We start from the raw sequence: 21,963 nt of genomic DNA, 5'->3' as shown, positions 1-21,963 counted from the left end.
ATTCGAGCCCATGAACACGGGGAGTGACCACGGGGCCCAGGGGGCCGCAGCCGGCGGGAACGCCGAAGACACCACCGCAGGGACCGCCGAGACCGCCGCTCCGCCCGCGCACGGGGCGGAGGGGGCGGAGGAGGCGCCGCACGTCTCGAAGGCGCCCGACTTCATCAAGGCCCGCCGCACCCTGCACCTCAGCTGGCAGGTCGGCGTCTTCGTCGTCGGCCTCGCCGTCATCGGCGCGGGCGTCGCGATGCTGGTCCTGCCCGGCCCCGGCTGGGTCGCGATCTTCGCGGGCCTGGCGATCTGGGCCACCGAGTTCGCCTGGGCGTCGCTCGTCCTGCGCTGGACCAAGCGCAAAGTGACCGAGGCGGCCCACAAGGCGCTCGACCCCAAGGTCCGGCGCCGCAACATCGTCCTGACCGCGGTGGGGCTCGCCGTCGCGGCCGTGCTGGTCGGCTTCTACCTGTGGAAGTACGGCATGACCCTGCCGTGGCACATCAACGACCAGTGACCGGCAGGCGGTGGTCACGGAACACCGCTGACATGGGGTAATGTTTGCGGTGTGCCCGGGCGATTAGCTCAGCGGGAGAGCACTTCGTTCACACCGAAGGGGTCACTGGTTCGATCCCAGTATCGCCCACCCGGACCGAGGGGCCCGGAGACGTTCGACGTCTCCGGGCCCCTCGGCGTCGTCCGGCCCTGCGGGGCCGGGACGGCCGCCCTCACCCCAGCCGGCCGAGGGCCTCGCGCAGCCGGCGCACGTCCCGCAGTCGCCGCTCGTACGTCGCGCCCACCGCCAGCAGCAGCAGCCCCGCCAGCGCCGGGGGCAGCCAGCGCGGCAGCATCCCGGCCACCTGGACCACGTACGGCGCCAGCTCGTGCAGCGCCACCGCCGCCAGGCAGCCGCCGCCCAGCAGCAGCGGGGCCTGGAGCCGCCACCGCGCCCCGGCCAGCGTCACCCCGAGCGCCGCCAGGCCCAGCAGCAGCGGCCGCAGCCAGTGCGGGTCGCCCCACGCGGCGGCCAGGCTCGGCAGCAGGGTCGCGGCGAGCCCCGGACCGTACGCCGCCCAGGACGAGGCGGCGCGGTCGCCCCGGCGGCGCAGGAAGCCCACCGCCAGGGCCGCCGCCGTCACGGGCAGGGTGTACGCCTCCACCAGCGCCACCCCGGAGGCCCACAGCCGGATCCACGCCGCCGCCACCCCCAGCGCGGCGGCCGCCCAGCCGAGGGCGCGCCGGTCGGCCCGCACCGCCGCGCCCGCACACACCACGCCGGCCAGCGCACACGCCGTCGCCAGCAGCGGCGGCTCGCCCGCCGCCGCGAGCAGTGCCAGCCCGGCCACCGCGGCCCCGGCCGCCTCCGCCGCCACCCGTACGGAGCCCAGCCGGGGCCCCGGCACCGCCGCCGCGGCCGCCACCGCCAGCAGCGGCAGCGACCACCACGCCAGCGCCAGGCCCGCCAGCGCGGCCAGCGCCGCAGCCGTCGTCGCCGCGTACCCGACGGCGCCCGCCGCCGCGCCCGCCCGCACGGCCGGCGCGGCCCCCCGCCGCGCCGCCACCGCCGCGCACGCCCCGCCCAGCAGCCCGCACACCGCGAACGTGGCGAGGCGCCCGTCCAGCGCGGCCACGGACACGTCCAGCGCCCCCAGCGCCGCGCACACCCCGGCCGCGGAGCCCGGGCGGTCCGCCCACCGCAGCGCGCCCACCGCGGCCCCCGCCGTCACGGCCAGCTGTGCCGCGAGGACCACGGCGACCGGCAGGCCGTGCCCGAGCGGGGCCGTGAACAGCCCGGCCCAGCCGCACACCACCGCGACGGCCCCGGCGCCCCCGGCGGCCGGCGCGGCGCCCCCCTCGGGCCCGCCCCGCCCCGGCAGCAGCGGCAGCAGCCGCACCGCCCAGCGAGCCGCCCCCGCCACGACGAGCAGGCACACCGCGGCCGCCGCCACCGGCCCGTACGGCTCCGCCGGGGCCGTCGGCGCCCAGACCTGGCCCAGCACGGCCGCCCGTGCCACCGCCGCCGCCCCGGCGACCGCCAGCCCCCACGCCGCGGCCACAGCGGCCACGCCCGCGCCCGCCACACCCAGCCCGCGCCGCACCCCGGCCGGAAGCGCCGCCACCGACGCCGCCCCCAGCAGCGGCAGCGCCGACAGCACCAGCGCCACCACCGGCCACGCCCCGGGCAGCTCCGGCCGCAGCGGCCCGCCGAGCGCCGCCACCGCCGCCAGGCCGCCCGCCACCGCGGCGGGCCACGCCCCCGGCACCCGCCAGGCCACCGCCACGCCCAGCCCGGCGCAGGCCGCCGCCAGCAGCGCCGCCCCCGCGGCCCCGCCCGCCGAACCGGCCGCGGACAGCTCCGCGACCGCGGTCAGCAGCGCCCCCGCCGCCCACGTGGCGCCCAGCGCCCACACCACCGGCACCAGCTGCGCCACCCGCGCCCGCAGCCCCGCCCCGAAGGCGGCGAGGGCGCCGTCCAGTGCAGCCGTCGCCAGCAGCGCCCAGCCCAGTCCCACCGGCTCCGCCGCCGCGGCCAGCGCTGCCAGCGGCAGGGGGAGCTGCACCGCCGCGACCGCCGCCACCGGAGCGACCGCCAGGCCCCGCAGCAGCCGGCCGTACCCGGCCCAGGCCGCCGCCAGCACCGCGGCCGCCCCCGCCGCGTACCCGAGCCCTTCCGCCTCCGGCGCGGCGACCGCGTGCACGGCGTACGCGTCCAGCGCCGTCAGGAGCAGGCCCAGCGCCGCCACCGACTCGGCCGTCGACCGCAGCCCCCGCCGCAGCAGCAGCGCCGGAGCCGCGAGCGCCGCGGCGGTCACCACCGCCAGCACCGCAGAGCGCCCCGCAATCCCCAGGGAGCCCCAGCTGACCAGGGTGAACGCCAGTGCGGCCACCGCCAGCAGCACCGCCCCCAGCGTCAGGAGCACGTTCTGCGCACTCGGCGCCGATGCCTCCCGCGCCCGAGCGGACGCCGCAGCCGGCACCACCCAGCCCGGCCCGGACGCCGGCATCCGCAACAGCCACTCCCGACGGGCCAGCAGATGGCTGCGCCGGGCGTCGAGTTGGGCCAGTTCCCGGTCGATGAGCGCCAGCTCCTGGGCCGGCGGCAGAGGCATGTCCATGCTCCGGAGTGTGGGGCCGGTCACGCGCCGCGGGCCATGCGCGCCCGTACTCAGATCCGCCCTGAGTACGCACACTGGAGCCATGGACCGCAGCCCGAGCAGCCGCCCGGACCGCCGCGACCGCCGGCACCGGTACCGCTTCCGCAGCACCTGGGACCTCGACGCCCCGCCCGAGCGCGTCTACGCCGTGCTCGAACGGGCCGAGCAGTACCCCGACTGGTGGCCGCAGGTCCGCAGCTCCGGCCCGCCCGGCGCCCCGGGCCACGCGGCGCGGATCCGCGCCGTCCTCCCGTACGAGCTCCGCATCACCGTGGTGGAACTGCTGCGCGATCCCGCCCGCGGGGTCCTGCAGGCGGCCCTCCACGGCGATATCGAGGGCTGGGCCCGCTGGACCGTACGCGCCCGGCAGGGGTCCGGTGGGATGCGGACCCGGGCGCTGTACGAGCAGGAGGTGGAGGTGCGCCGACCCCTGCTGCGGATGCTGTCCCCGGCCGGGCGGCCCCTGCTCCGGCTCAACCACGCCCTGATGATGCGGGCCGGACGGCGCGCTCTCGCCGCCCGCCTGGCGGCCCCGCCGGAAGCGGTTTGAACCTGAGCGGGTGCCTCTTGTATTGTTCAGTGCGTTCCCGGGCGATTAGCTCAGCGGGAGAGCACTTCGTTCACACCGAAGGGGTCACTGGTTCGATCCCAGTATCGCCCACCGGGAGAGGCCGGTCCGTCACACGACGGACCGGCCTTCCGCATTCCGGCGCTTCCGCATTCCGGCGCTTCCGCGTTCCAGTGCTTCCGCGTTCATGCAGCCTGCGCCCTCACGCCGCCGCCTGCACCTCCGGGCGCAGCGGCCAGTGCGGGTCCACCGACTCCGGCGTCCCCTGCCGTGCGAACCACGCCTGCAGCCCGCGCGCCTGCGCCGCGTGCCACACCGCCTGCAGCGTGTGCAGCTCGGCCGGCGTCAACCGCTCCAGCCGGCCCGCGAACCGCCGCCCCACCGCCCGGACCACCTCCAGCGAGGCCAGCGCGTCAGCCGCCGCGTCGTGCGCCCCCTCCAGCTCTATCCCGTAGTGCGCGCACAGGTCCGTCAGCGTCCGCCGCCCCTTGCGGTACCGGTCCAGGTGCTTGTCCAGCACCCGGGGGTCCAGCACCGTCAGCGGCCGGTCGTCCAGGTACCGGGCCAGCGTCGACGCCCGGTGCCGGCGCAACTCCCGGTCCAGCAGCGTCAGATCGAACGGCGCGTTCATCACCACCACCGGACGGCCCGCCACCTGCTGCTCCACCAGCGCGCGGGCTATCTCCTCCACGACCGGCGCGGGCCACCGGCCGTTGTGCTGGAGGTACTCCTCCGTCAGACCGTGCACGTCCGTTGCCTCCTGGGGCACCGGAACCCCCGGATTGACCAGCCAGCGCGTCGAGCGGACCCGCCCGCCGGCGCATTCCTGCACGACGAGAGCGGCGGACACGATGCGGTCCTGCTCCACGTCCACCCCGGTCGTCTCCGTGTCGAAAGCGGCCAGCGGGCCCTCGTACCAGCGCGTCATGGCGAACTCCTCGTCCCCGATCGGCACATGGGGCGCCCTCCTGATGCTCGCCGCCCCTGCCCGAATCCGTGATACCCGGCCTGTTTGCGCTGTACGCCGTTTGGGGTCGCTCTGGTACGGAGACAACATCCCTGGGGGAGCACACGCCTGACCGGGCGTCACCCCCACACCCCACCCTTCGCACTCCCATTCGGCAGAGCCCGCACAGCACGAGGCACGGGGAGCCGGCCATGGCGCTCACGCAGCCCGAACCGGGCGGGGTGCTGCAGGAACAGACCGGTGCGCCTCGCGGCGGGGAGCCGCAGGGCGCACTGCTGCGCGGCACCCTCGCCACCACCGCCTGCATGGAGACCCTCCAGGTGGGATACCTGCACGCCGTCGCGGCCGCGGCCGGCTGCTCGCTCTCCCAGCCCTTTCCGGACAACGGCATCGACTGGCAGGTCAGCCACGGCGCGCCCGAGCACGTCGTCGACGACGAGGTCACCATCAAGGTGCAGTTGAAGGCCACCTACCAGGTCCCGCCCGACCCCCCCGGACCCACGTTCGCGTTCACCCTGGACAACGAGCACCTGCTGAAGCTGGCCCGCACCCCCGTCGCGGTCCACAAGATCCTCGTCGTCATGCTCGTCCCGCGCGAGCGCGACCGGTGGCTGGACGCCGGGCACGACCGGCTCGCCCTGCGGCACTGCTGCTACTGGACCAATCTCGCCGGGCACCCCGTGACCGGCCGGCGCCGGACCACCGTCCGGATCCCCACCACACGGATCTTCGACGACCGCGCGCTGTGCGAGATCATGACCCGGGTCGGGTCGGGAGGGACACCCTGATGCGCCAGTACCCGCCGCACCCCGCACCCCTGGCCGCCCTGCCGGGCGCCCGGTACGGGGACCCCGCCGAGCCCGGCGTCCCGGACCCGGCCCACGTCGACCCGGGCGTGCTGGGCGCCCTGCTGCACCGGCACGGCTGGCGGCGCCGCGGCGGCCCCGCCGGCCGCTACGGGCGCTGGACCCCGCCCCCGGCCGGCACCGCCCCGGCCTCCGCGGGCGGCGCCGGCACCAGCCTGCTCGTCCCGGAGAGCCGCGCCTTCCCGGACTGCACCGACCTGCTCGACGAGGCCCTGACCGCCCTCGCGCGCAGCCCGCACCCCTCCGCCCGCGAGGTGCTCTACGGGCTCAGCGTGCCCAGCGACGAGGTCCGCTGGGAGCGGGAGATCCCGCTGAACCCGCCCGGTCCGTACGGGGCCTGGGGCAGCCGGGTGTGGACCGTGCAGGACCGGCTGCACGCGGCGGCCCGGCAGATGCTGGTGGCCGGCGCCCTCGCCGACCGGGCCCCTGCCGGGTACCACGGCACACGGCACCGCGCGTACGCCGAACGCGTCCTGGACGACGTCCTGGTGGGGCCCTGCCCCGGCGGGCGCGAACTCACCGCCTACGTCCCCGTCACCCGGGGCCGGGGCACCGTCGCCCGCCTCCACCACGCGCTCGCCGCCGCCCGCGACGCCGTGGACTACCGGCGCGCCACGGGCGGCATGGAGGCCTTCGACGCCGCCGTGCAGGCCGGGGTCAGCCGCGAGCTCGCCGACGCGCTGATCGCGCTGGTCCGCGGATCCGAGGGCGCCCGCATCGCCCTGGCCTGGGCGCCGGCCGCAGGCGCCCCCGCCGGGTGCGCCGCCCGGCCCGAGCCGGTGGAGTTCTCGCCCGGCGACCTGCCGGCCCTGCGGGAGGCGTCGGCGCGCTACACCCTGGACGAGCCGTCGGTCCCGGTGCAGGTCGTGGGGACGGTGGTCCGGATGCGGCGGACCACGCCCTCGGTGGGCGGGGTGGTGCGGCTGCGGGTGCTGTCCGGCGCGGACGTCCCCTACGCCAAGGCGGTCCTGGACGAGGCGGAGTACCGGGTGGCGGGCCACGCCCACCTGGCGGGCGTACCGATCCGGGTGAGCGGGCGGCTCCAGCGGCGGGGCGGCTTCCGCCGGCTCACCGAGGTCGTCGAGGTGGTACCCGTACCGCTGGACGAGGTGGAGCGCGACCGCCTGCGCAAGACGATGGACGAATCCCTCGACCCGGCGGAGGCCCTGCCGGCCGAGGAATGACGGCGGCCGACGGGGGCGGCGGACGACCACCGGCGACGGGGGCGACCGCCGGCGACGGCCGACACCGGCGTCGGCCGACGCCTAGCGCGGCGTGCGCGGGGCGAGGGTGAAGGAGGCCATGGCCAGGCCGGGGGCGGGGGAGAAGTCCTCGCCCCGGGTGAAGCCGAGGCGCCCGTACAGGGCCACCGCGGGGGCGTTCGCCGCGCCCGTCGTCACCCTGACGGCGCGGTCGGCCGGGGCCGCGGCCAGCAGGGCGCGCAACAGCTCCGAGGCGATGCCCCTGCGGAACCGGGCCGGGTCCACGCAGAGCCGGTCCACGCACACGGTGCCGTCCCCCTCCTCCTCCCAGGCCAGGAACCCGGCGATGCCGCCCCCGTCCCCGCGCAGGCCCAGCCACCGCAGCGGCCGCTCCCGCATCTCGGCCAGGCTCTCGCGCAGCGCCGGGATCCCGTCGAAGCCGATCAGCTCGGCCTCCACCGCGTACGCGGCCCGCCCGATGCGGTGCACCGCGGCCGCCGTGGCCTCGTCGGCCAGGTCCAAGGGGCCCACGGGCCCGGTCGTCGTCATCGCCCCACGCTAACCAACAAGCCCTTGGAACCGGAGGGGGATAACCGTTTCGCGGGGCACCCACCGGGCTCGGTACGATTCAGAAGCGCAGCGTTCGCTGCCGCAGTCCCTGAGTCAGGAGAGACCGGTGTCAGACGTCCGTGTGATCATCCAACGCGATTCCGAGCGGGACGAGCGCGTGGTGACCACGGGCACTACGGCGGCCGACCTCTTCGCCGACGACCGCACCGTCATCGCCGCCCGCGTCGCCGGCGAGCTGAAGGACCTCTCGTACGTCGTCCAGGACGGCGAGACCGTCGAGCCCGTGGAGATCTCCTCCCCGGACGGCCTCGACATCCTGCGCCACTCCACCGCGCACGTCATGGCCCAGGCCGTGCAGGAGCTCTTCCCGGAGGCCAAGCTGGGCATCGGCCCGCCGGTCCGGGACGGCTTCTACTACGACTTCGACGTCGCCAAGCCCTTCACCCCCGATGACCTCAAGGCCATCGAGAAGAAGATGCAGGAGATCCAGAAGCGCGGCCAGCGCTTCGCCCGCCGCGTCGTCACCGACGAGGAGGCCCGCGAGGAGCTCGCGGACGAGCCGTACAAGCTCGAGCTCATCGGCATCAAGGGCTCCGCGTCGAGCGACGACGGCGCCAACGTCGAGGTGGGCGCCGGCGAGCTGACCATCTACGACAACCTGGACGCCAAGACCGGCGACCTGTGCTGGAAGGACCTCTGCCGCGGTCCCCACCTGCCCACCACCCGGAACATCCCGGCGTTCAAGCTGATGCGCAACGCGGCCGCCTACTGGCGCGGCAGCGAGAAGAACCCGATGCTCCAGCGCATCTACGGCACCGCCTGGCCGTCGAAGGACGAGCTGAAGGCGCACCTCGACTTCCTCGCCGAGGCCGAGAAGCGCGACCACCGCAAGCTCGGCAACGAGCTGGACCTCTTCTCCATCCCGGACGAGATCGGCTCCGGCCTCGCCGTCTTCCACCCCAAGGGCGGCATCATCCGCCGCACCATGGAGGACTACTCGCGCCGCCGGCACGAGGAGGAGGGCTACGAGTTCGTCTACTCCCCGCACGCCACCAAGGGCGCCCTCTTCGAGAAGAGCGGCCACCTGGACTGGTACGCGGAGGGCATGTACCCCCCCATGCAGCTCGACGGTGGTACCGACTACTACCTCAAGCCCATGAACTGCCCGATGCACAACCTGATCTTCGACGCGCGCGGGCGCTCCTACCGCGAGCTGCCGCTGCGCCTGTTCGAGTTCGGCACCGTGTACCGGTACGAGAAGTCCGGCGTGGTCCACGGCCTGACCCGGGCCCGCGGCTTCACCCAGGACGACGCGCACATCTACTGCACCAAGGAGCAGATGGCGGAGGAGCTCGACCGCACCCTGACCTTCGTGCTGAACCTCCTGCGCGACTACGGTCTGACCGACTTCTACCTGGAGCTGTCGACCAAGGACCCGGAGAAGTTCGTCGGCTCGGACGAGATCTGGGAAGAGGCCACCGAGACCCTGCGCCAGGTCGCCGAGAAGCAGGGCCTGCCGCTCGTCCCGGACCCGGGCGGCGCCGCGTTCTACGGCCCGAAGATCTCGGTCCAGTGCCGCGACGCCATCGGCCGCACCTGGCAGATGTCGACCGTCCAGCTCGACTTCAACCTGCCGGAGCGCTTCGACCTGGAGTACACCGCGGCCGACGGCTCCCGCCAGCGCCCGGTCATGATCCACCGCGCGCTGTTCGGCTCGATCGAGCGGTTCTTCGCCGTGCTGCTGGAGCACTACGCGGGCGCCATGCCGCCGTGGCTGGCGCCGGTCCAGGCCGTCGGCATCCCGATCGGCGACGGGCACGTGGAGTACCTGCGGGAATTCGCCGCCGAGGGGAAGAAGAAGGGCCTGCGCCTCGAGGTGGACGCCTCCTCGGACCGCATGCAGAAGAAGATCCGGACCTGGCAGAAGCAGAAGGTCCCGTTCATGATCATCGTCGGTGACGAGGACATGGCGGCGGGCACCGTCTCCTTCCGCTACCGCGACGGCTCGCAGGAGAACGGCATCCCGCGCGACGAGGCCCTGGCGAAGCTCGCCGACGTGGTGGAGCGCCGCGTACAGGTCTGACCCGAAGGGCTCGCCCCCCGGGAAGTGATCACTTCCCGGGGGCCTTCCTCGTACCTGCTGCCAAGGTCATATGCTGCATCCCATGACGACTCAGCCGGAGCAGCAGAATGGCGTCGGGACGCAGGACTCGTTCCAGCGCCTGTGGACGCCCCACCGGATGGCGTACATCCAGGGGGAGAACAAGCCGACCGGGCCGGATGCCGGGGACGGCTGTCCCTTCTGCGGGATTCCGGAGATGTCGGACCGGGACGGCCTGGTCGTCGCCCGCGGCAAGCACGTGTACGCGGTGCTGAACCTCTACCCGTACAACGGCGGCCATCTGATGGTGGTCCCGTACCGGCACGTCGCCGACTACACCGAGCTCGACGCGAACGAGACGGTCGAGCTCGCCGACCTGACGAAGCGCGCGATGGTGGCGCTGCGCAAGGCGTCGGGCGCGCACGGTTTCAACATCGGCATGAACCAGGGCTCGGCCGCCGGCGCCGGCATCGCCGCCCACCTGCACCAGCACATCGTGCCGCGCTGGGGCGGGGACACGAACTTCATGCCGGTCGTGGGCCACACCAAGGTGCTGCCCCAGCTCCTGGCCGACACGCGGCAGATGCTGGCCGACGCTTGGCCCGCGGAGTAGTCGTCACGCGCAGCACCAGGGGCAACGGAAAGCGGGAGGCGGCCTCGGGCCGCCTCCCGCTTTCCGTGCGCCGTGCGCCGTGCGCCGGCTAGGCGTCGTACACGTCCGCCTTGCGCGGGGCCGCGTCCGGGACGAGGCCGCTGACGATCATCGAGCGGTTGGTGAAGCGCTCGATGTCGACGCCGTTCTCGTCGAGCACGCGCATCGCGGCGGTGTGGACCGCCCGCAGGACCGGGGTCGCGGCGCGCAGGGCGTCGTCGGCCATGAAGCGGTTGCGCCAGGGCTGGCCGGCCCACACGTGGCGCAGGCCGAAGGGCTCGGGCAGGACCAGCTTGCCGCCGAGGAAGTCCAGCAGCGGCGGGTACCAGCTCAGCGAGGCGCGGACGGCGAGGCGGACCACCTCCTGGGCGTCGACCAGGGGGAGCGGGCGCTCCACCGTCTCCCAGAACCTGACGGACTTGGGGACCTCGACGGTCGGGGGCTTGGACTTGTTGCCGAAGGGGCCGCTCAGCGGGCCCAGCGCGTGGCCGGTGACCTCGACGCGCAGGGTCTTGTACAGGACGGTGACGGTGACGAGCATCGTGATCACGAGCTGGCCGTCCCACAGCGGGTACTGGATGCCGAGGTAGTGCCGGTTGCCGCCGTTGAACTGCTGTTCGTTGCAGATCCGGGTGACCTCGTGCTGCTTGACCTGGAAGGTGTCCACGTCGGCGCCGGAGGGGCGGGTGACCTCGGCGGCGCCCTCGCCCACATGGGTGACGATCCAGTGCTGGACGGAGGCGGGCGGGAAGCCCCCGGTGTGCAGGGGGCCGCGCTCCAGCTTGCGCAGCTCGGTGTCGATGGCGCGTATGACGTCCCAGCTGCGGAACGGGTGGATCTCCATGCCCTCGGTCTTGGGGACGAGCTCCTCGGCCATCTGCCAGCTGCCCCAGCGGGTGCCCATCCCGAGGATGCCCTTGGGGCCGGCGTAGAAGACGGCGTTGCTGCGGTTCTCGGCGGTGAGTTTGGCGAGCGAGTGGCGCAGGTCCTCGCGGGCCTTCTCGTCGGGGTTGCCCGGGACCGCCTCGGGGATCTTGGCGCCGACGCCGTCTCCGGAGAGCAGGCCGTCCCAGCGGGAGCGCAGGTCCTCTGCGGTGTTCTCGCAGATGCGGCGGGCGAGGGCCCAGCCGACCGCGGGGGCGATGATCATGCCGCGCAGGTAGAGGCCGAGGAAACCGTCGAAGGGCAGGCGGAACATCAGCACGGCCGCGACGACGGCGACGCCGACGAGGACGAGGGTGCTCACCCAGGAGGCGTACTTCTCGTTGCCGGTCAGGGTCTTGCGCAGCTGGAACAGGCCCAGCCACAGCAGCAGGCCGGGCAGGAACACCACGCCCGCGACGAGCATGATCAGGCGGAGCTTGCGGTCGCGCTCCTTGCGGATGTGGGAGGCGGCCAGGCAGTGCTCGACGACGGTCTGCGGGTCGGCGCCGAAGGACTGGATCATCGGCTTGCGCCCGGCGGGCAGGGTGCGCGCCTCGACGGCGCGGCAGAAGGCCTCGCCGAAGTTCGGTTCGAAGAGGGAGATCTTGGGGGGTTTGACGGTGGAGGAGTGGTACTCGTTGTTGGCCCCGAGTATGTCGGACAGCTTGGTGTCCTTGGCTCCGTCGCGGTAGGCCGCCGAGGCGAGCGCGTTGGTCGCCCCGGTCTGGCCGCTGCCCCCCTGGAGCGGGATCTGCGCTCCGGGCCTGAAGTCGAATCCGTCGTCCGCCACCGCTGCCCCCATCGCTGTGCGTCATGCTCTTTTGCCGCGCAGATGAGCCTATCGGCGTATCTCGCCCCGTGGTCGCGGGACCGGGAAATGCCGCCCACCGCAAGCGGCTCGGGTGGGCGGCTCCCGGGCGCTCCCGGGTGGGCTCCCTGGCGCTACGTCAGAGAGCTTCCCTTCTGGAGCTGTTCGCGCACCTTCTCGGCGACTTGGGGCGGCATGGGCTCGTGGCGGGCGTAGGCACGGGTGAAGGTGCCGGTGCCGTGCGAGACGGAGCGCAGGTCGATGGCGTACCGGCCGATCTCGATCTCCGGGTTCTCGGCGCGGATCAGGGTGCGGCCCGGTCCGGCCGGTTCGGTGCCGATGACGCGGCCGCGGCGGCCGGCGAGATCGCTCATGACGGGGCCGACGTACTCGTCGGGGACGAGGACGGAGAGCTCGGCGACGGGTTCGAGGAGGTGGATGCGGGCGTCGGCGGCGGCCTCGCGCAGGGCGAGGGCGCCGGCCGTCTGGAAGGCGGCGTCGGAGGAGTCGACGGAGTGGGCCTTGCCGTCCAGGAGGGTGATGCGGACGTCGACCAGGGGGTAGCCGGCGGCGACGCCGCGGGCGGCCTGGGCGCGCACGCCCTTCTCGACGGAGGGGATGAACTGGCGGGGGACAGCGCCGCCGACGACCTTGTCCACGAATTCGATGCCGCTGCCGGGCGGGAGCGGTTCGACCTCGATCTCGCAGATGGCGAACTGGCCGTGGCCGCCGGACTGCTTGACGTGCCGGCCGCGGCCGGAGGCCTTGGCGGCGAAGGTCTCGCGGAGGCTGACCTTGTGGGGGACGGGGTCGACCTGGACCCCGTAGCGGGTGCGCAGCCGTTCGAGGGCGACGTCCTGGTGGGCCTCGCCGAGGGACCACAGGACGAGCTGGTGGGTCTGCGGGTTCTGCTCCAGGCGCATGGTGGGGTCCTCGGCGACGAGCCGGGCCAGGCCCTGGGAGAGCTTGTCCTCGTCGGCCTTGCTGTGGGCCTCGATGGCGAGGGGGAGCAGCGGGTCGGGCATCGGCCAGGGCTCCATGAGCAGCGGCCGGTCCTTGGCCGAGAGGGTGTCGCCGGTCTCGGCGCGGCTGAGCTTGGCCACGCAGGCCAGGTCCCCGGCGATGACGCGGGTCAGGGGGCGCTGCTGTTTGCCGAAGGGGGAGGAGAGGGCGCCGATGCGCTCGTCGACGTCGTGGTCCTCGTGGCCGCGGTCGGCCAGGCCGTGGCCGCTGACGTGGACGGTCTCCTCGGGGCGCAGGGTGCCGGAGAAGACGCGGACGAGGGAGACGCGGCCGACGTAGGGGTCGGAGGAGGTCTTGACGACCTCGGCGACGAGGGGGCCGTCGGGGTCGCAGGTGACGTCGGGGCGCTCGGCCCCGTCGGGGGTGGTCACCGCGACGGGGGCGCGTTCCAGGGGCGTGGGGAAGCCGCCGGTGATCAGTTCGAGGAGTTCGACGGTGCCGAGGCCCTGGCGGGCGCCCTCGGCGGCGGGGGCCGCCATGAGGACGGGGTGGAAGGTGCCGCGGGCGACGGCGCGCTCCAGGTCGTCGACGAGGGTCTTGAGGTCGATCTCCTCGCCGGCGAGGTAGCGGTCCATGAGGGTCTCGTCCTCGCTCTCGGCGATGATCCCCTCGATGAGCCGGGAGCGGGCCTCCGTGATGAGCGCGAGCTCTTCGGGGCTCGGGTCGCGTTCGACGCGCTCCCCGGAGGTGTAGTCGTACACGCGCTGGGAGAGCAGGCCGAGCAGGCCGATGACGGGGGCGTGGCCGTCGGGTCCGACGGGGCCGTGGAGCGGCAGGTACAGGGGGATGACGGCGTCGGGGTCGTCGGCGCCGAAGGCCTCGCCGCACACGGCGGCCATCTGGGAGTAGTCGGCCCGGGCTGCCTCCAAATGGGTGACGACGATGGCCCGGGGCATCCCCACGGCCTCGCACTCGTCCCACACCATGCGGGTGGCGCCGTCGATGCCGTCGGAGGCGGAGACGACGAAGAGCGCCGCGTCCGCGGCGCGCAGACCCGCCCTGAGTTCGCCGACGAAATCGGCGTATCCGGGGGTGTCCAGGATGTTGATCTTGACTCCGTCCCATTCGACGGGGACGAGGGAGAGCTGTACCGAGCGCTGCTGGCGGTGCTCGATGTCGTCGTAGTCCGAGACGGTGGCGCCGTCCTCGACGCGCCCCGCGCGGTTGACCGCCCCCGCGGTGAGGGCCAGGGCCTCGACCAGGGTGGTCTTGCCGGCTCCGCTGTGGCCGACCAGCACGACGTTGCGTACGGACGAGGGGCGGTCGGCCGTCGGTGCCCTGCCGGCGGCTCCGGCGTGCTGTGATGTGGCTCCCATGATGCTCGTGCCTCCCGGTGTGACGGTGAGGAGGGTGATCGGCGTCCTTCGAGCTTTGCACCGGCGTCACACTGCGTCCATACGTAATACCCGCGGCATACCCGCGGCTGAACCGGTGGGTGCGCGGGTATGGGGGAGCGGGGCCCTGGCTACGATGGGCCAGCCGGTGGCCGATGGGGCCGTACGGCCCAGCGACCCTCCGGGAAGGCCATGCTGAACAAGTACGCGCGTGCATTCTTCACGCGTGTTCTCACGCCATTCGCCGCTTTTCTCCTCCGGCGGGGGGTGAGCCCGGACGCGGTCACGCTGATCGGCACGGCCGGCGTGGTGGCCGGAGCGCTCGTGTTCTTCCCCCGCGGGGAGTTCTTCTGGGGCACGATCACCATCACCCTGTTCGTCTTCTCCGACCTCGTGGACGGGAACATGGCCCGCCAGGCCGGGGTCTCCAGCCGCTGGGGCGCCTTCCTGGACTCCACCCTGGACCGGGTGGCCGACGCGGCGATCTTCGGCGGCCTCGCGCTCTGGTACGCGGGCTCCGGCGACGACAACGTCCTGTGCGCGGTGACGATCTTCTGCCTGGCCAGCGGCCAGGTGGTGTCGTACACCAAGGCCCGCGGGGAATCGATCGGCCTGCCGGTGGCCGTCAACGGGCTCGTGGAGCGCGCGGAGCGGCTGGTCGTCTCGCTGGTCGCGGCCGGCCTGTCGGGCCTGCAGACCTTCGGCGTGCCCTCCTGGATCGGGGTGCTGCTGCCGATCGCCCTGTGGCTGGTGGCGGCCGGCTCGCTCGTCACGCTGATCCAGCGGGTGGTCACCGTGCGCCGTGAGGCGGCCGAGGCCGACGCGGCCGCCGCCGCGTCCGAATCGGGCGCCTCCTGATGGGCGCGCTCCAGGACCGGCTGGTCGACGGCCTGTACGGGCTCGGCTGGGCCGGCGTGAAGAAGCTGCCGGAGCCGGCCGCGGTGGCCCTCGGCCGCCGCATCGCGGACACGGCCTGGAAGCGGCGCGGCAAGAGCGTGCTGCGGCTGGAGTCGAACCTGGCGCGGGTCGTGCCCGAGGCGGGCCCCGAGCGGCTGCGCGAGCTGTCGCGGGCCGGGATGCGCTCGTACATGCGGTACTGGATGGAGTCCTTCCGGCTCCCCGCGATGGACCCGGAGCGCTTCGGCACGGACGTCTCCATAGAGGACGACCACATCCTGCGCGAGGCGATCGCCTCGGGGCGCGGCGTGGTCGCCGCCCTGCCCCACCTGGCCAACTGGGACCTGGCCGGGGCCTGGGTCACCGGGCACCTGGGCGTGCCGTTCACCACCGTCGCCGAACGGCTCAAGCCCGAATCGCTGTACGACCGGTTCGTCGCCTACCGGGAGAGCCTCGGCATGGAGGTGCTCCCGCACAGCGGCGGGGCCGCCTTCGGCACGCTGGCGCGCCGGCTGCGCTCCGGCGGCCTGGTCTGCCTGGTCGCCGACCGGGACCTGTCCTCCTCCGGGGTCGAGGTGGAGTTCTTCGGCGCGACCGCGCGGATGCCGGCCGGGCCGGCGCTGCTCGCGCAGCAGACGGGCGCGGCGCTGCTGCCCGTGACCCTGCACTACGGGGACACGCCGAAGCTGTACGGGCGGATCCACCCCGAGGTCGAGGTCCCGCAGACCGGGACGCGGGCGGAGAAGACCGCCGCCATGACCCAGGCGGTGGCCGACGCCTTCGCCGGGGGCATCGCCGAGCACCCGCAGGACTGGCACATGCTCCAGCGGCTGTGGCTGGACGACCTCGAGGAGCGCTCCGCGTGAAGATCGGCATTGTCTGCCCGTACTCGTGGGACGTCCCCGGCGGGGTCCAGTTCCACATCCGGGACCTCGCCGAGCACCTGATCCGCCTCGGCCACGAGGTGTCGGTGCTGGCCCCGGCGGACGACGAGACGCCCCTGCCGCCGTACGTGGTCTCGGCGGGACGGGCGGTGCCGGTGCCGTACAACGGGTCGGTGGCCCGGCTGAACTTCGGCTTCCTGTCGGCGGCCCGGGTGCGGCGCTGGCTGCACGACGGCGTCTTCGACGTGATCCACATCCACGAGCCGGCCTCGCCCTCGCTGGGCCTGCTGGCCTGCTGGGCGGCCCAGGGCCCGATCGTGGCGACGTTCCACACCTCCAACCCGCGCTCGCGGGCGATGATCGCGGCGTACCCGATCCTCCAGCCCGCCCTGGAGAAGATCAGCGCCCGGATCGCCGTCAGCGAGTACGCGCGGCGCACGCTGGTCGAGCACCTGGGCGGCGACGCGGTGGTCATCCCCAACGGCGTCGACGTGGACTTCTTCGCCTCCGCCGAGCCGAAGGCCGAGTGGGGCGGGCAGACCCTGGGCTTCATCGGCCGGATCGACGAGCCGCGCAAGGGCCTGCCCGTGCTGATGGCGGCGTTCCCGCGGATCGCCCGGGAGTGCCCGGAGGTACGGCTGCTGGTCGCGGGCCGCGGGGACGAGGAGGAGGCGGTGGCCTCCCTGCCGCAGGAGCTGCGCTCGCGGGTGGAGTTCCTCGGCATGGTCTCCGACGAGGACAAGGCCAGGCTGCTGCGCAGCGTCGACGTGTACGTGGCCCCCAACACCGGCGGCGAGAGCTTCGGCATCATCCTGGTCGAGGCCCTGTCGGCCGGAGCGCCGGTGCTCGCCTCCGACCTGGACGCGTTCGCGCAGGTCCTGGACCAGGGCGCGGCGGGCGAGCTCTTCGCCAACGAGGACGCGGACGCGCTGGCCGCGGCCGCGGTGCGGCTGCTGCGCGACCCGGAGCGGCGCGCGGAGCTCAGCGCCCGCGGCTCGGCGCACGTGCGGCGCTTCGACTGGTCGACGGTCGGGGCGGACATCCTGGCGGTGTACGAGACGGTGACGGACGGCGCGAGCGCGGTCGCCACCGATGAGCGCGTCCCGCTCCGCACCCGCCTGGGCTTCGCCCGCGACCCCTCCCACTGACGCCCTCCAGCCCGGGCCGCTACCCGGTTTCCGGCCGCTCCGCGCCCGGTGCGCCCAATCGCCGCGCGGGCTGATTCCTCCGGCCCGCGCGCCGTCGGGTGCGGGTAGCTCCCCGTTCGCATTCGCTCAACCCCGCGGGCTGGGTTTTGGCCTGTGTGCGCTGCTGCGTGCACGCGGTTTCCGGGTGCGGTGCGCTTCGTGCCCGGTGCGCTGGAACCCCCGGTTTCAGCGCGCTCCGCGCTGGTGCGCTCCAACCGCCTGGGCGGCAAGACCAGCCTCGCCGGCGTGTGAGGCGCGGGGTCCGGGGCGGAGCCCGGGTACCGGGCCGGACCCAACCGGCGCCGCCCCGAACGGTAGAGTCGCGGGCCGTGATCGAAACGCTTGTCTGGACCGCGCTGATCCTCGCCGTCGTCGGCGTCTACCTCAGTTGGACCGCCGGCCGCCTCGACCGGCTGCACACCCGGATGGACGCCGCCCGCGCCGCCCTGGACGCACAGCTGGTGCGCCGCGCCTCGGTCGTGCTGGAGGTGGCCACCTCCGGCGCCCTCGACCCGGCGTCCTCCCTCGTGCTGTACGAGGCCGCCCACGGGGCCCGCCAGGCCGACGAGGAGCACCGCGAGGTCGCCGAGAGCGAGCTCAGCCAGGCGCTGCGCGCCGTCTTCGCCGACGCCGACCAGGTCGAGGCGGTCAAGGCGGCCCCCGGCGGGGAAGCCGCCGCCGAGGAGCTGGCCGCGGCCGTACGGCGGGTGCCGATGGCCCGCCGGTTCCACAACGACGCCGTACGGGCCGCCCGCGCCCTGCGCCGGCACCGCAAGGTCCGCTGGTTCCGGCTCGCCGGCCACGCCCCGTTCCCGCTCGCGTTCGAGATGGACGACGAGCCCCCGGCGGACCTCGCCGACCGGCCGTAGTTGTACCCATTGGCCAAGTCGAAAGGAGCCACCGGCTCCTCATTGGCCCTTGCGGTGGACTGCTCGGGGAGGGTTTGCTCGGCGGAGCATTACCGCAGCACCACCGCAGCACCCCTGCGGGACCCCCGCAGCAGCCTTCTTTCCTTCGAGTGAGGTCATCCGTGAGCACGCTTCCCTCCACCCCGCAGACCCCCGAGATCGGCACCGCCCGCGTCAAGCGCGGCATGGCCGAGCAGCTCAAGGGCGGCGTGATCATGGACGTGGTCAACGCCGAGCAGGCCAAGATCGCCGAGGACGCCGGCGCCGTGGCCGTCATGGCCCTCGAGCGGGTGCCCGCGGACATCCGCAAGGACGGCGGCGTGGCCCGCATGTCCGACCCGAACATGATCGAGGAGATCATCGACGCGGTCTCCATCCCGGTGATGGCCAAGTCCCGCATCGGCCACTTCGTCGAGGCCCAGGTGCTGCAGTCCCTCGGCGTCGACTACATCGACGAGTCCGAGGTCCTGACCCCGGCCGACGAGGTCAACCACTCCGACAAGTGGGCGTTCACCACCCCCTTCGTCTGCGGTGCCACCAACCTGGGCGAGGCCCTGCGCCGCATCGCCGAGGGCGCGGCCATGATCCGCTCCAAGGGCGAGGCCGGCACCGGCAACGTCGTCGAGGCCGTCCGCCACCTGCGCCAGATCAAGAACGAGATCGGCCACCTGCGCGCCCTGGACCACAACGAGCTGTACGCCGCCGCCAAGGAGCTGCGCGCCCCGTACGAGCTCGTCAAGGAGGTCGCCGAGCTCGGCAAGCTCCCGGTCGTGCTGTTCTCCGCCGGTGGCGTCGCCACCCCGGCCGACGCCGCGCTGATGCGCCAGCTCGGCGCCGAGGGCGTCTTCGTCGGCTCCGGCATCTTCAAGTCGGGCGACCCGGCCAAGCGCGCCGCCGCCATCGTGAAGGCCACCACCTTCTTCGACGACCCGAAGATCATCGCGGACGCCTCCCGCAACCTGGGCGAGGCCATGGTCGGCATCAACTGCGACACCCTGCCCGAGGCCGAGCGCTACGCCAACCGCGGCTGGTAAGGCACTGCTTCCATGAACAACCCCCCCGTCATCGGTGTCCTGGCCCTCCAAGGCGACGTACGGGAGCACCTGATCGCCCTGGCCTCGGCGGACGCCGTGGCCAGGCCGGTCCGGCGCCCCGATGAGCTCGCCGAGGTCGACGCCCTGGTGATCCCCGGCGGCGAGTCGACGACCATGTCGAAGCTCGCCGTCCTGTTCGGCATGCTCGAGCCGCTGCGCGAGCGCGTCCGCGCCGGCATGCCGGTCTACGGCACCTGCGCCGGCATGATCATGCTCGCCGACAAGCTGCTCGACGGCCGTGAGGACCAGGAGACGCTCGGCGGCATCGACATGATCGTCCGCCGCAACGCCTTCGGCCGCCAGAACGAGTCCTTCGAGGCCGCGATCGAGTTCGCCGGCATCGAGGGCGGCCCCGTCGAGGGCGTCTTCATCCGCGCCCCCTGGGTCGAGTCCGTCGGCGCCGGCGCCCAGGTGCTCGCCACGTACGACGGCCACACCGTCGCCGTGCGCCAGGGCAACGTCCTGGCCACCTCGTTCCACCCCGAACTGACCGGCGACGACCGGGTCCACGCCTACTTCGTTGACATGGTGCGCGCGGGGCGCTGATCGGCGCCCGGTAGGATCGGGGGAGAACACCATTGGTTACGCGAAGGAGACAGGCGGATGTCCGGCCACTCTAAATGGGCTACGACGAAGCACAAGAAGGCCGTGATCGACGCCAAGCGCGGCAAGCTCTTCGCGAAGCTGATCAAGAACATCGAGGTCGCGGCCCGCATGGGCGGCCCCGACATCGACGGCAACCCGACCCTGTTCGACGCCGTGCAGAAGGCCAAGAAGCAGTCGGTCCCGAACAAGAACATCGACTCCGCGGTCAAGCGCGGCGGCGGCCTCGAGGCCGGCGGCGCCGACTACGAGACGATCATGTACGAGGGCTACGGCCCGAACGGTGTCGCGGTGCTCATCGAGTGCCTCACCGACAACCGCAACCGCGCCGCCTCCGACGTCCGCGTCGCCATGACCCGCAACGGCGGTTCGATGGCCGACCCGGGCTCGGTCTCGTACCTGTTCAACCGCAAGGGCGTCATCATCCTGCCCAAGGCCGAGCTGACGGAGGACGACGTCCTCGCCGCGGTCCTGGAAGCCGGTGCCGAAGAGGTCAACGACAACGGCGACACCTTCGAGATCATCAGCGAGGCCACCGACCTGGTCGCGGTCCGCACCGCGCTGCAGGAAGCCGGCATCGACTACGACTCGGCCGACTCGAGCTTCGTCCCGACCATGCAGGTCGAGCTGGACGAAGAGGGTGCGCGCAAGATCTTCAAGCTGATCGACGCGCTGGAGGACAGCGACGACGTCCAGAACGTCTTCGCCAACTTCGACGTCTCGGACGAGATCATGGAGAAGGTCGACGCCTGAGGCTTCGCCTTCCACCGCTGTGACACGGGCCGACGGGGACACACCCCGTCGGCCCGTCGCGTTGTCAGAGGCAGCGGTTAGTCTGGCGACCGAATTTCCGAGGAGGGGAGGGGCGCCGTGCGAGTGCTCGGCGTGGACCCGGGGCTGACGCGCTGCGGTGTGGGCGTGGTCGAGGGCGCGGCCGGCCGTCCCCTGACGATGCTCGGGGTGGGAGTCGTCCGCACCCCCGTGGACGCGGAGCTGGGGCACCGGCTCGTCGCCGTCGAGCAGGGCATCGAGCAGTGGCTCGACGAGCACCGGCCCGAAGTCGTCGCCGTCGAGCGGGTCTTCAGCCAGCACAACGTCAGCACGGTGATGGGCACCGCCCAGGCCAGCGCCGTCGCCATGCTGTGCGCCGCCCGCCGCGGGATACCGGTCGCCCTGCACACCCCCAGCGAGGTCAAGGCCGCCGTCACCGGCTCCGGGCGCGCCGACAAGGCGCAGGTCGGGGCGATGGTGACCCGGCTGCTGCGGCTCGCCGCACCCCCCAAGCCGGCCGACGCCGCGGACGCCCTCGCCCTTGCCATCTGCCACATCTGGCGGGCCCCCGCCCAGAACCGCCTCCAGCAGGCGGTCGCCCTGCACACCCCGAAAGGCCGTACCCGATGATCGCCTTCGTCAGCGGCCCCGTCGCCGCGCTCACCCCCACCCTGGCCGTGATCGAGGTCGGCGGCGTCGGCATGGCCGTGCAGTGCACCCCCCACACCATCGCGGGCCTGCGCACCGGTGAGCCGGCCCGGCTGGCCACCTCGCTGGTGGTCCGGGAGGACTCCCTGACCCTGTACGGCTTCGCCGACGACGACGAGCGGCAGGTCTTCGAACTGCTCCAGACCGCGAGCGGTGTCGGGCCGCGGCTGGCCCAGGCGATGCTCGGGGTGCACCGCCCCGATGCGCTGCGGGCGGCCGTCGAGTCGGGGGACGAGAAGGCCCTGACGGCCGTCCCCGGCATCGGCAAGCGGGGCGCGCAGAAGCTGCTGCTGGAGCTGAAGGGCAAGCTGGGCGCCCCGCTGGGGAGCGGGGCCGTGGTCGGGGCGCAGCGGGCTGCCGCCTCCGGCCCCGCCCCGTGGACGGAACAGCTCTCCGCCGCCCTCATCGGCCTCGGGTACGCCTCCCGCGAGGCGGAGGAGGCGGTCACGGCCGTGACCCCGCAGGCCGAGGCCGCCATCGCCTCCGGCGGCTCGGCCCCCGTCCCGCAGCTCCTGCGGGCCGCCCTCCAAACCCTGAACCGCACCCGCTGACCCGTCCCGCTGCGCGGGGCCTTCCCCCACCCCGCCCCTTCCCGAAATCGTGGCCTGCGGCCCCGGCCCCCGCTGCGGGGGCGCCCGCACCCCGCCTGGGGCTCCGCCCCGGACCCCGCGCCTCAAACGCCGGCGGGGCTGGAATTGCCGCGCAGCGGCACAATCCAGCCCGCGCGGCGTTTGAGCGCACCGGGCGCGC

The 21,963-nt window shown here is 73.7% G+C and carries 20 protein-coding genes and 2 tRNA genes; 17 read left to right on the top strand and 5 right to left on the bottom strand.

The annotated features are described in order from the left end of the window. The first annotated feature begins 10 nt into the window (after positions 1–10). Together AB0953_RS33785 and AB0953_RS33780 are read left to right on the top strand one after the other, a co-directional pair. Positions 11–508: a TIGR02611 family protein gene (locus tag AB0953_RS33785; protein ID WP_366863421.1), complete on the top strand. Its 498-nt coding sequence runs from the start codon at positions 11–13 to the stop codon at positions 506–508. Positions 509–565: 57 nt separating this feature from the next. Then, a tRNA-Val gene (locus AB0953_RS33780) sits at positions 566–637 on the top strand. A gap of 82 nt (positions 638–719) precedes the next feature. On the opposite strand, the gene AB0953_RS33775 is transcribed toward AB0953_RS33780, so the two are convergent. Beyond that, positions 720–3,107 (bottom strand): hypothetical protein, encoded by a 2,388-nt coding sequence (locus tag AB0953_RS33775; RefSeq protein ID WP_366863420.1) that lies wholly within the window; start codon positions 3,105–3,107, stop codon positions 720–722. An 82-nt stretch (positions 3,108–3,189) separates the two neighbouring features. On the opposite strand from AB0953_RS33775, the gene AB0953_RS33770 reads away from it, so the two are divergent. Both AB0953_RS33770 and AB0953_RS33765 read left to right on the top strand, forming a co-directional pair. Then, positions 3,190–3,696: an SRPBCC family protein gene (locus AB0953_RS33770; protein ID WP_366863419.1), complete on the top strand. Its 507-nt coding sequence runs from the start codon at positions 3,190–3,192 to the stop codon at positions 3,694–3,696. 39 nt (positions 3,697–3,735) lie between these two features. Beyond that, positions 3,736–3,807: transfer RNA gene (locus AB0953_RS33765), tRNA-Val, on the top strand. 109 nt (positions 3,808–3,916) lie between these two features. On the opposite strand, the gene AB0953_RS33760 is transcribed toward AB0953_RS33765, so the two are convergent. Further along, entirely contained in the window at positions 3,917–4,642 is a 726-nt protein-coding gene (locus AB0953_RS33760) for a 3'-5' exonuclease (RefSeq protein ID WP_366863436.1), read from the bottom strand. A gap of 230 nt (positions 4,643–4,872) precedes the next feature. Between AB0953_RS33760 and AB0953_RS33755 the strand changes: the two genes are divergently transcribed. Continuing rightward, positions 4,873–5,469: a DUF4365 domain-containing protein gene (locus AB0953_RS33755; protein ID WP_366863418.1), complete on the top strand. Its 597-nt coding sequence runs from the start codon at positions 4,873–4,875 to the stop codon at positions 5,467–5,469. Next, positions 5,469–6,731: a hypothetical protein gene (locus tag AB0953_RS33750; protein WP_366863417.1), complete on the top strand. Its 1,263-nt coding sequence runs from the start codon at positions 5,469–5,471 to the stop codon at positions 6,729–6,731. The genes AB0953_RS33755 and AB0953_RS33750 overlap by 1 nt, the downstream gene beginning before the upstream one ends. An 81-nt stretch (positions 6,732–6,812) precedes the next feature. Here the strand turns inward: AB0953_RS33750 and AB0953_RS33745 are convergent, their stop codons facing one another. Beyond that, positions 6,813–7,298, bottom strand: a complete 486-nt coding sequence (locus AB0953_RS33745) for a GNAT family N-acetyltransferase (RefSeq protein WP_366863416.1) — start codon at positions 7,296–7,298, stop codon at positions 6,813–6,815. Between the two features lie 127 nt (positions 7,299–7,425). On the opposite strand from AB0953_RS33745, the gene thrS reads away from it, so the two are divergent. Beyond that, positions 7,426–9,402 carry a threonine--tRNA ligase gene (thrS, locus tag AB0953_RS33740; RefSeq protein WP_366863414.1) on the top strand — a complete coding sequence of 659 codons (1,977 nt, stop codon included), beginning with the start codon at positions 7,426–7,428 and terminating at the stop codon, positions 9,400–9,402. Positions 9,403–9,472: 70 nt separating this feature from the next. After that, a complete protein-coding gene (locus AB0953_RS33735) occupies positions 9,473–10,033 on the top strand; it encodes an HIT domain-containing protein (protein ID WP_366863413.1) in 561 nt (186 codons plus the stop codon). A gap of 88 nt (positions 10,034–10,121) precedes the next feature. Here AB0953_RS33735 and AB0953_RS33730 read toward each other — a convergent pair whose 3' ends face one another. Next, positions 10,122–11,786: a hypothetical protein gene (locus tag AB0953_RS33730; RefSeq protein WP_366863412.1), complete on the bottom strand. Its 1,665-nt coding sequence runs from the start codon at positions 11,784–11,786 to the stop codon at positions 10,122–10,124. A 152-nt stretch (positions 11,787–11,938) separates the two neighbouring features. Next, complete coding sequence (locus AB0953_RS33725) at positions 11,939–14,143, bottom strand: elongation factor G-like protein EF-G2 (protein ID WP_366863411.1); 2,205 nt, start codon at positions 14,141–14,143, stop codon at positions 11,939–11,941. Positions 14,144–14,353: 210 nt separating this feature from the next. On the opposite strand from AB0953_RS33725, the gene pgsA reads away from it, so the two are divergent. The 9 genes from pgsA to ruvA all read left to right on the top strand — a co-directional run bounded on the left by pgsA (position 14,354) and on the right by ruvA (position 21,764). Continuing rightward, positions 14,354–15,019 (top strand): phosphatidylinositol phosphate synthase, encoded by a 666-nt coding sequence (gene pgsA, locus AB0953_RS33720; protein WP_366863410.1) that lies wholly within the window; start codon positions 14,354–14,356, stop codon positions 15,017–15,019. Continuing rightward, the gene (locus AB0953_RS33715; protein WP_366863409.1) at positions 15,019–15,924 is read left to right on the top strand and encodes a phosphatidylinositol mannoside acyltransferase; all 906 of its coding nucleotides are present in this window, start codon (positions 15,019–15,021) and stop codon (positions 15,922–15,924) included. The genes pgsA and AB0953_RS33715 overlap by 1 nt, the downstream gene beginning before the upstream one ends. Next, positions 15,921–17,090: a glycosyltransferase family 4 protein gene (locus tag AB0953_RS33710; protein WP_366863408.1), complete on the top strand. Its 1,170-nt coding sequence runs from the start codon at positions 15,921–15,923 to the stop codon at positions 17,088–17,090. The genes AB0953_RS33715 and AB0953_RS33710 overlap by 4 nt, the downstream gene beginning before the upstream one ends. A 368-nt stretch (positions 17,091–17,458) precedes the next feature. After that, complete coding sequence (locus AB0953_RS33705) at positions 17,459–17,998, top strand: hypothetical protein (RefSeq protein WP_366863407.1); 540 nt, start codon at positions 17,459–17,461, stop codon at positions 17,996–17,998. 161 nt (positions 17,999–18,159) lie between these two features. Beyond that, positions 18,160–19,071 (top strand): pyridoxal 5'-phosphate synthase lyase subunit PdxS, encoded by a 912-nt coding sequence (pdxS, locus tag AB0953_RS33700; protein ID WP_366863406.1) that lies wholly within the window; start codon positions 18,160–18,162, stop codon positions 19,069–19,071. Between the two features lie 12 nt (positions 19,072–19,083). Further along, positions 19,084–19,677, top strand: coding sequence for a pyridoxal 5'-phosphate synthase glutaminase subunit PdxT (gene pdxT / locus AB0953_RS33695; RefSeq protein WP_366863405.1), 594 nt, complete (start codon positions 19,084–19,086; stop codon positions 19,675–19,677). A gap of 57 nt (positions 19,678–19,734) precedes the next feature. Next, the gene (locus AB0953_RS33690; RefSeq protein ID WP_366863404.1) at positions 19,735–20,487 is read left to right on the top strand and encodes a YebC/PmpR family DNA-binding transcriptional regulator; all 753 of its coding nucleotides are present in this window, start codon (positions 19,735–19,737) and stop codon (positions 20,485–20,487) included. Positions 20,488–20,604: 117 nt separating this feature from the next. Then, complete coding sequence (ruvC, locus tag AB0953_RS33685; protein ID WP_366863402.1) at positions 20,605–21,135, top strand: crossover junction endodeoxyribonuclease RuvC; 531 nt, start codon at positions 20,605–20,607, stop codon at positions 21,133–21,135. Then, the gene (gene ruvA / locus AB0953_RS33680) at positions 21,132–21,764 is read left to right on the top strand and encodes a Holliday junction branch migration protein RuvA (RefSeq protein ID WP_366863401.1); all 633 of its coding nucleotides are present in this window, start codon (positions 21,132–21,134) and stop codon (positions 21,762–21,764) included. The genes ruvC and ruvA overlap by 4 nt, the downstream gene beginning before the upstream one ends. Positions 21,765–21,963 lie beyond the last annotated feature (199 nt).

The organism is Streptomyces sp. NPDC046866, assembly GCF_040704625.1.
Taxonomy (GTDB): Bacteria; Actinomycetota; Actinomycetes; order Streptomycetales; family Streptomycetaceae; genus Streptomyces.
Note: the sequence above shows the minus strand (reverse complement) of the source record. Positions and strands in the feature narration are given on the sequence as shown.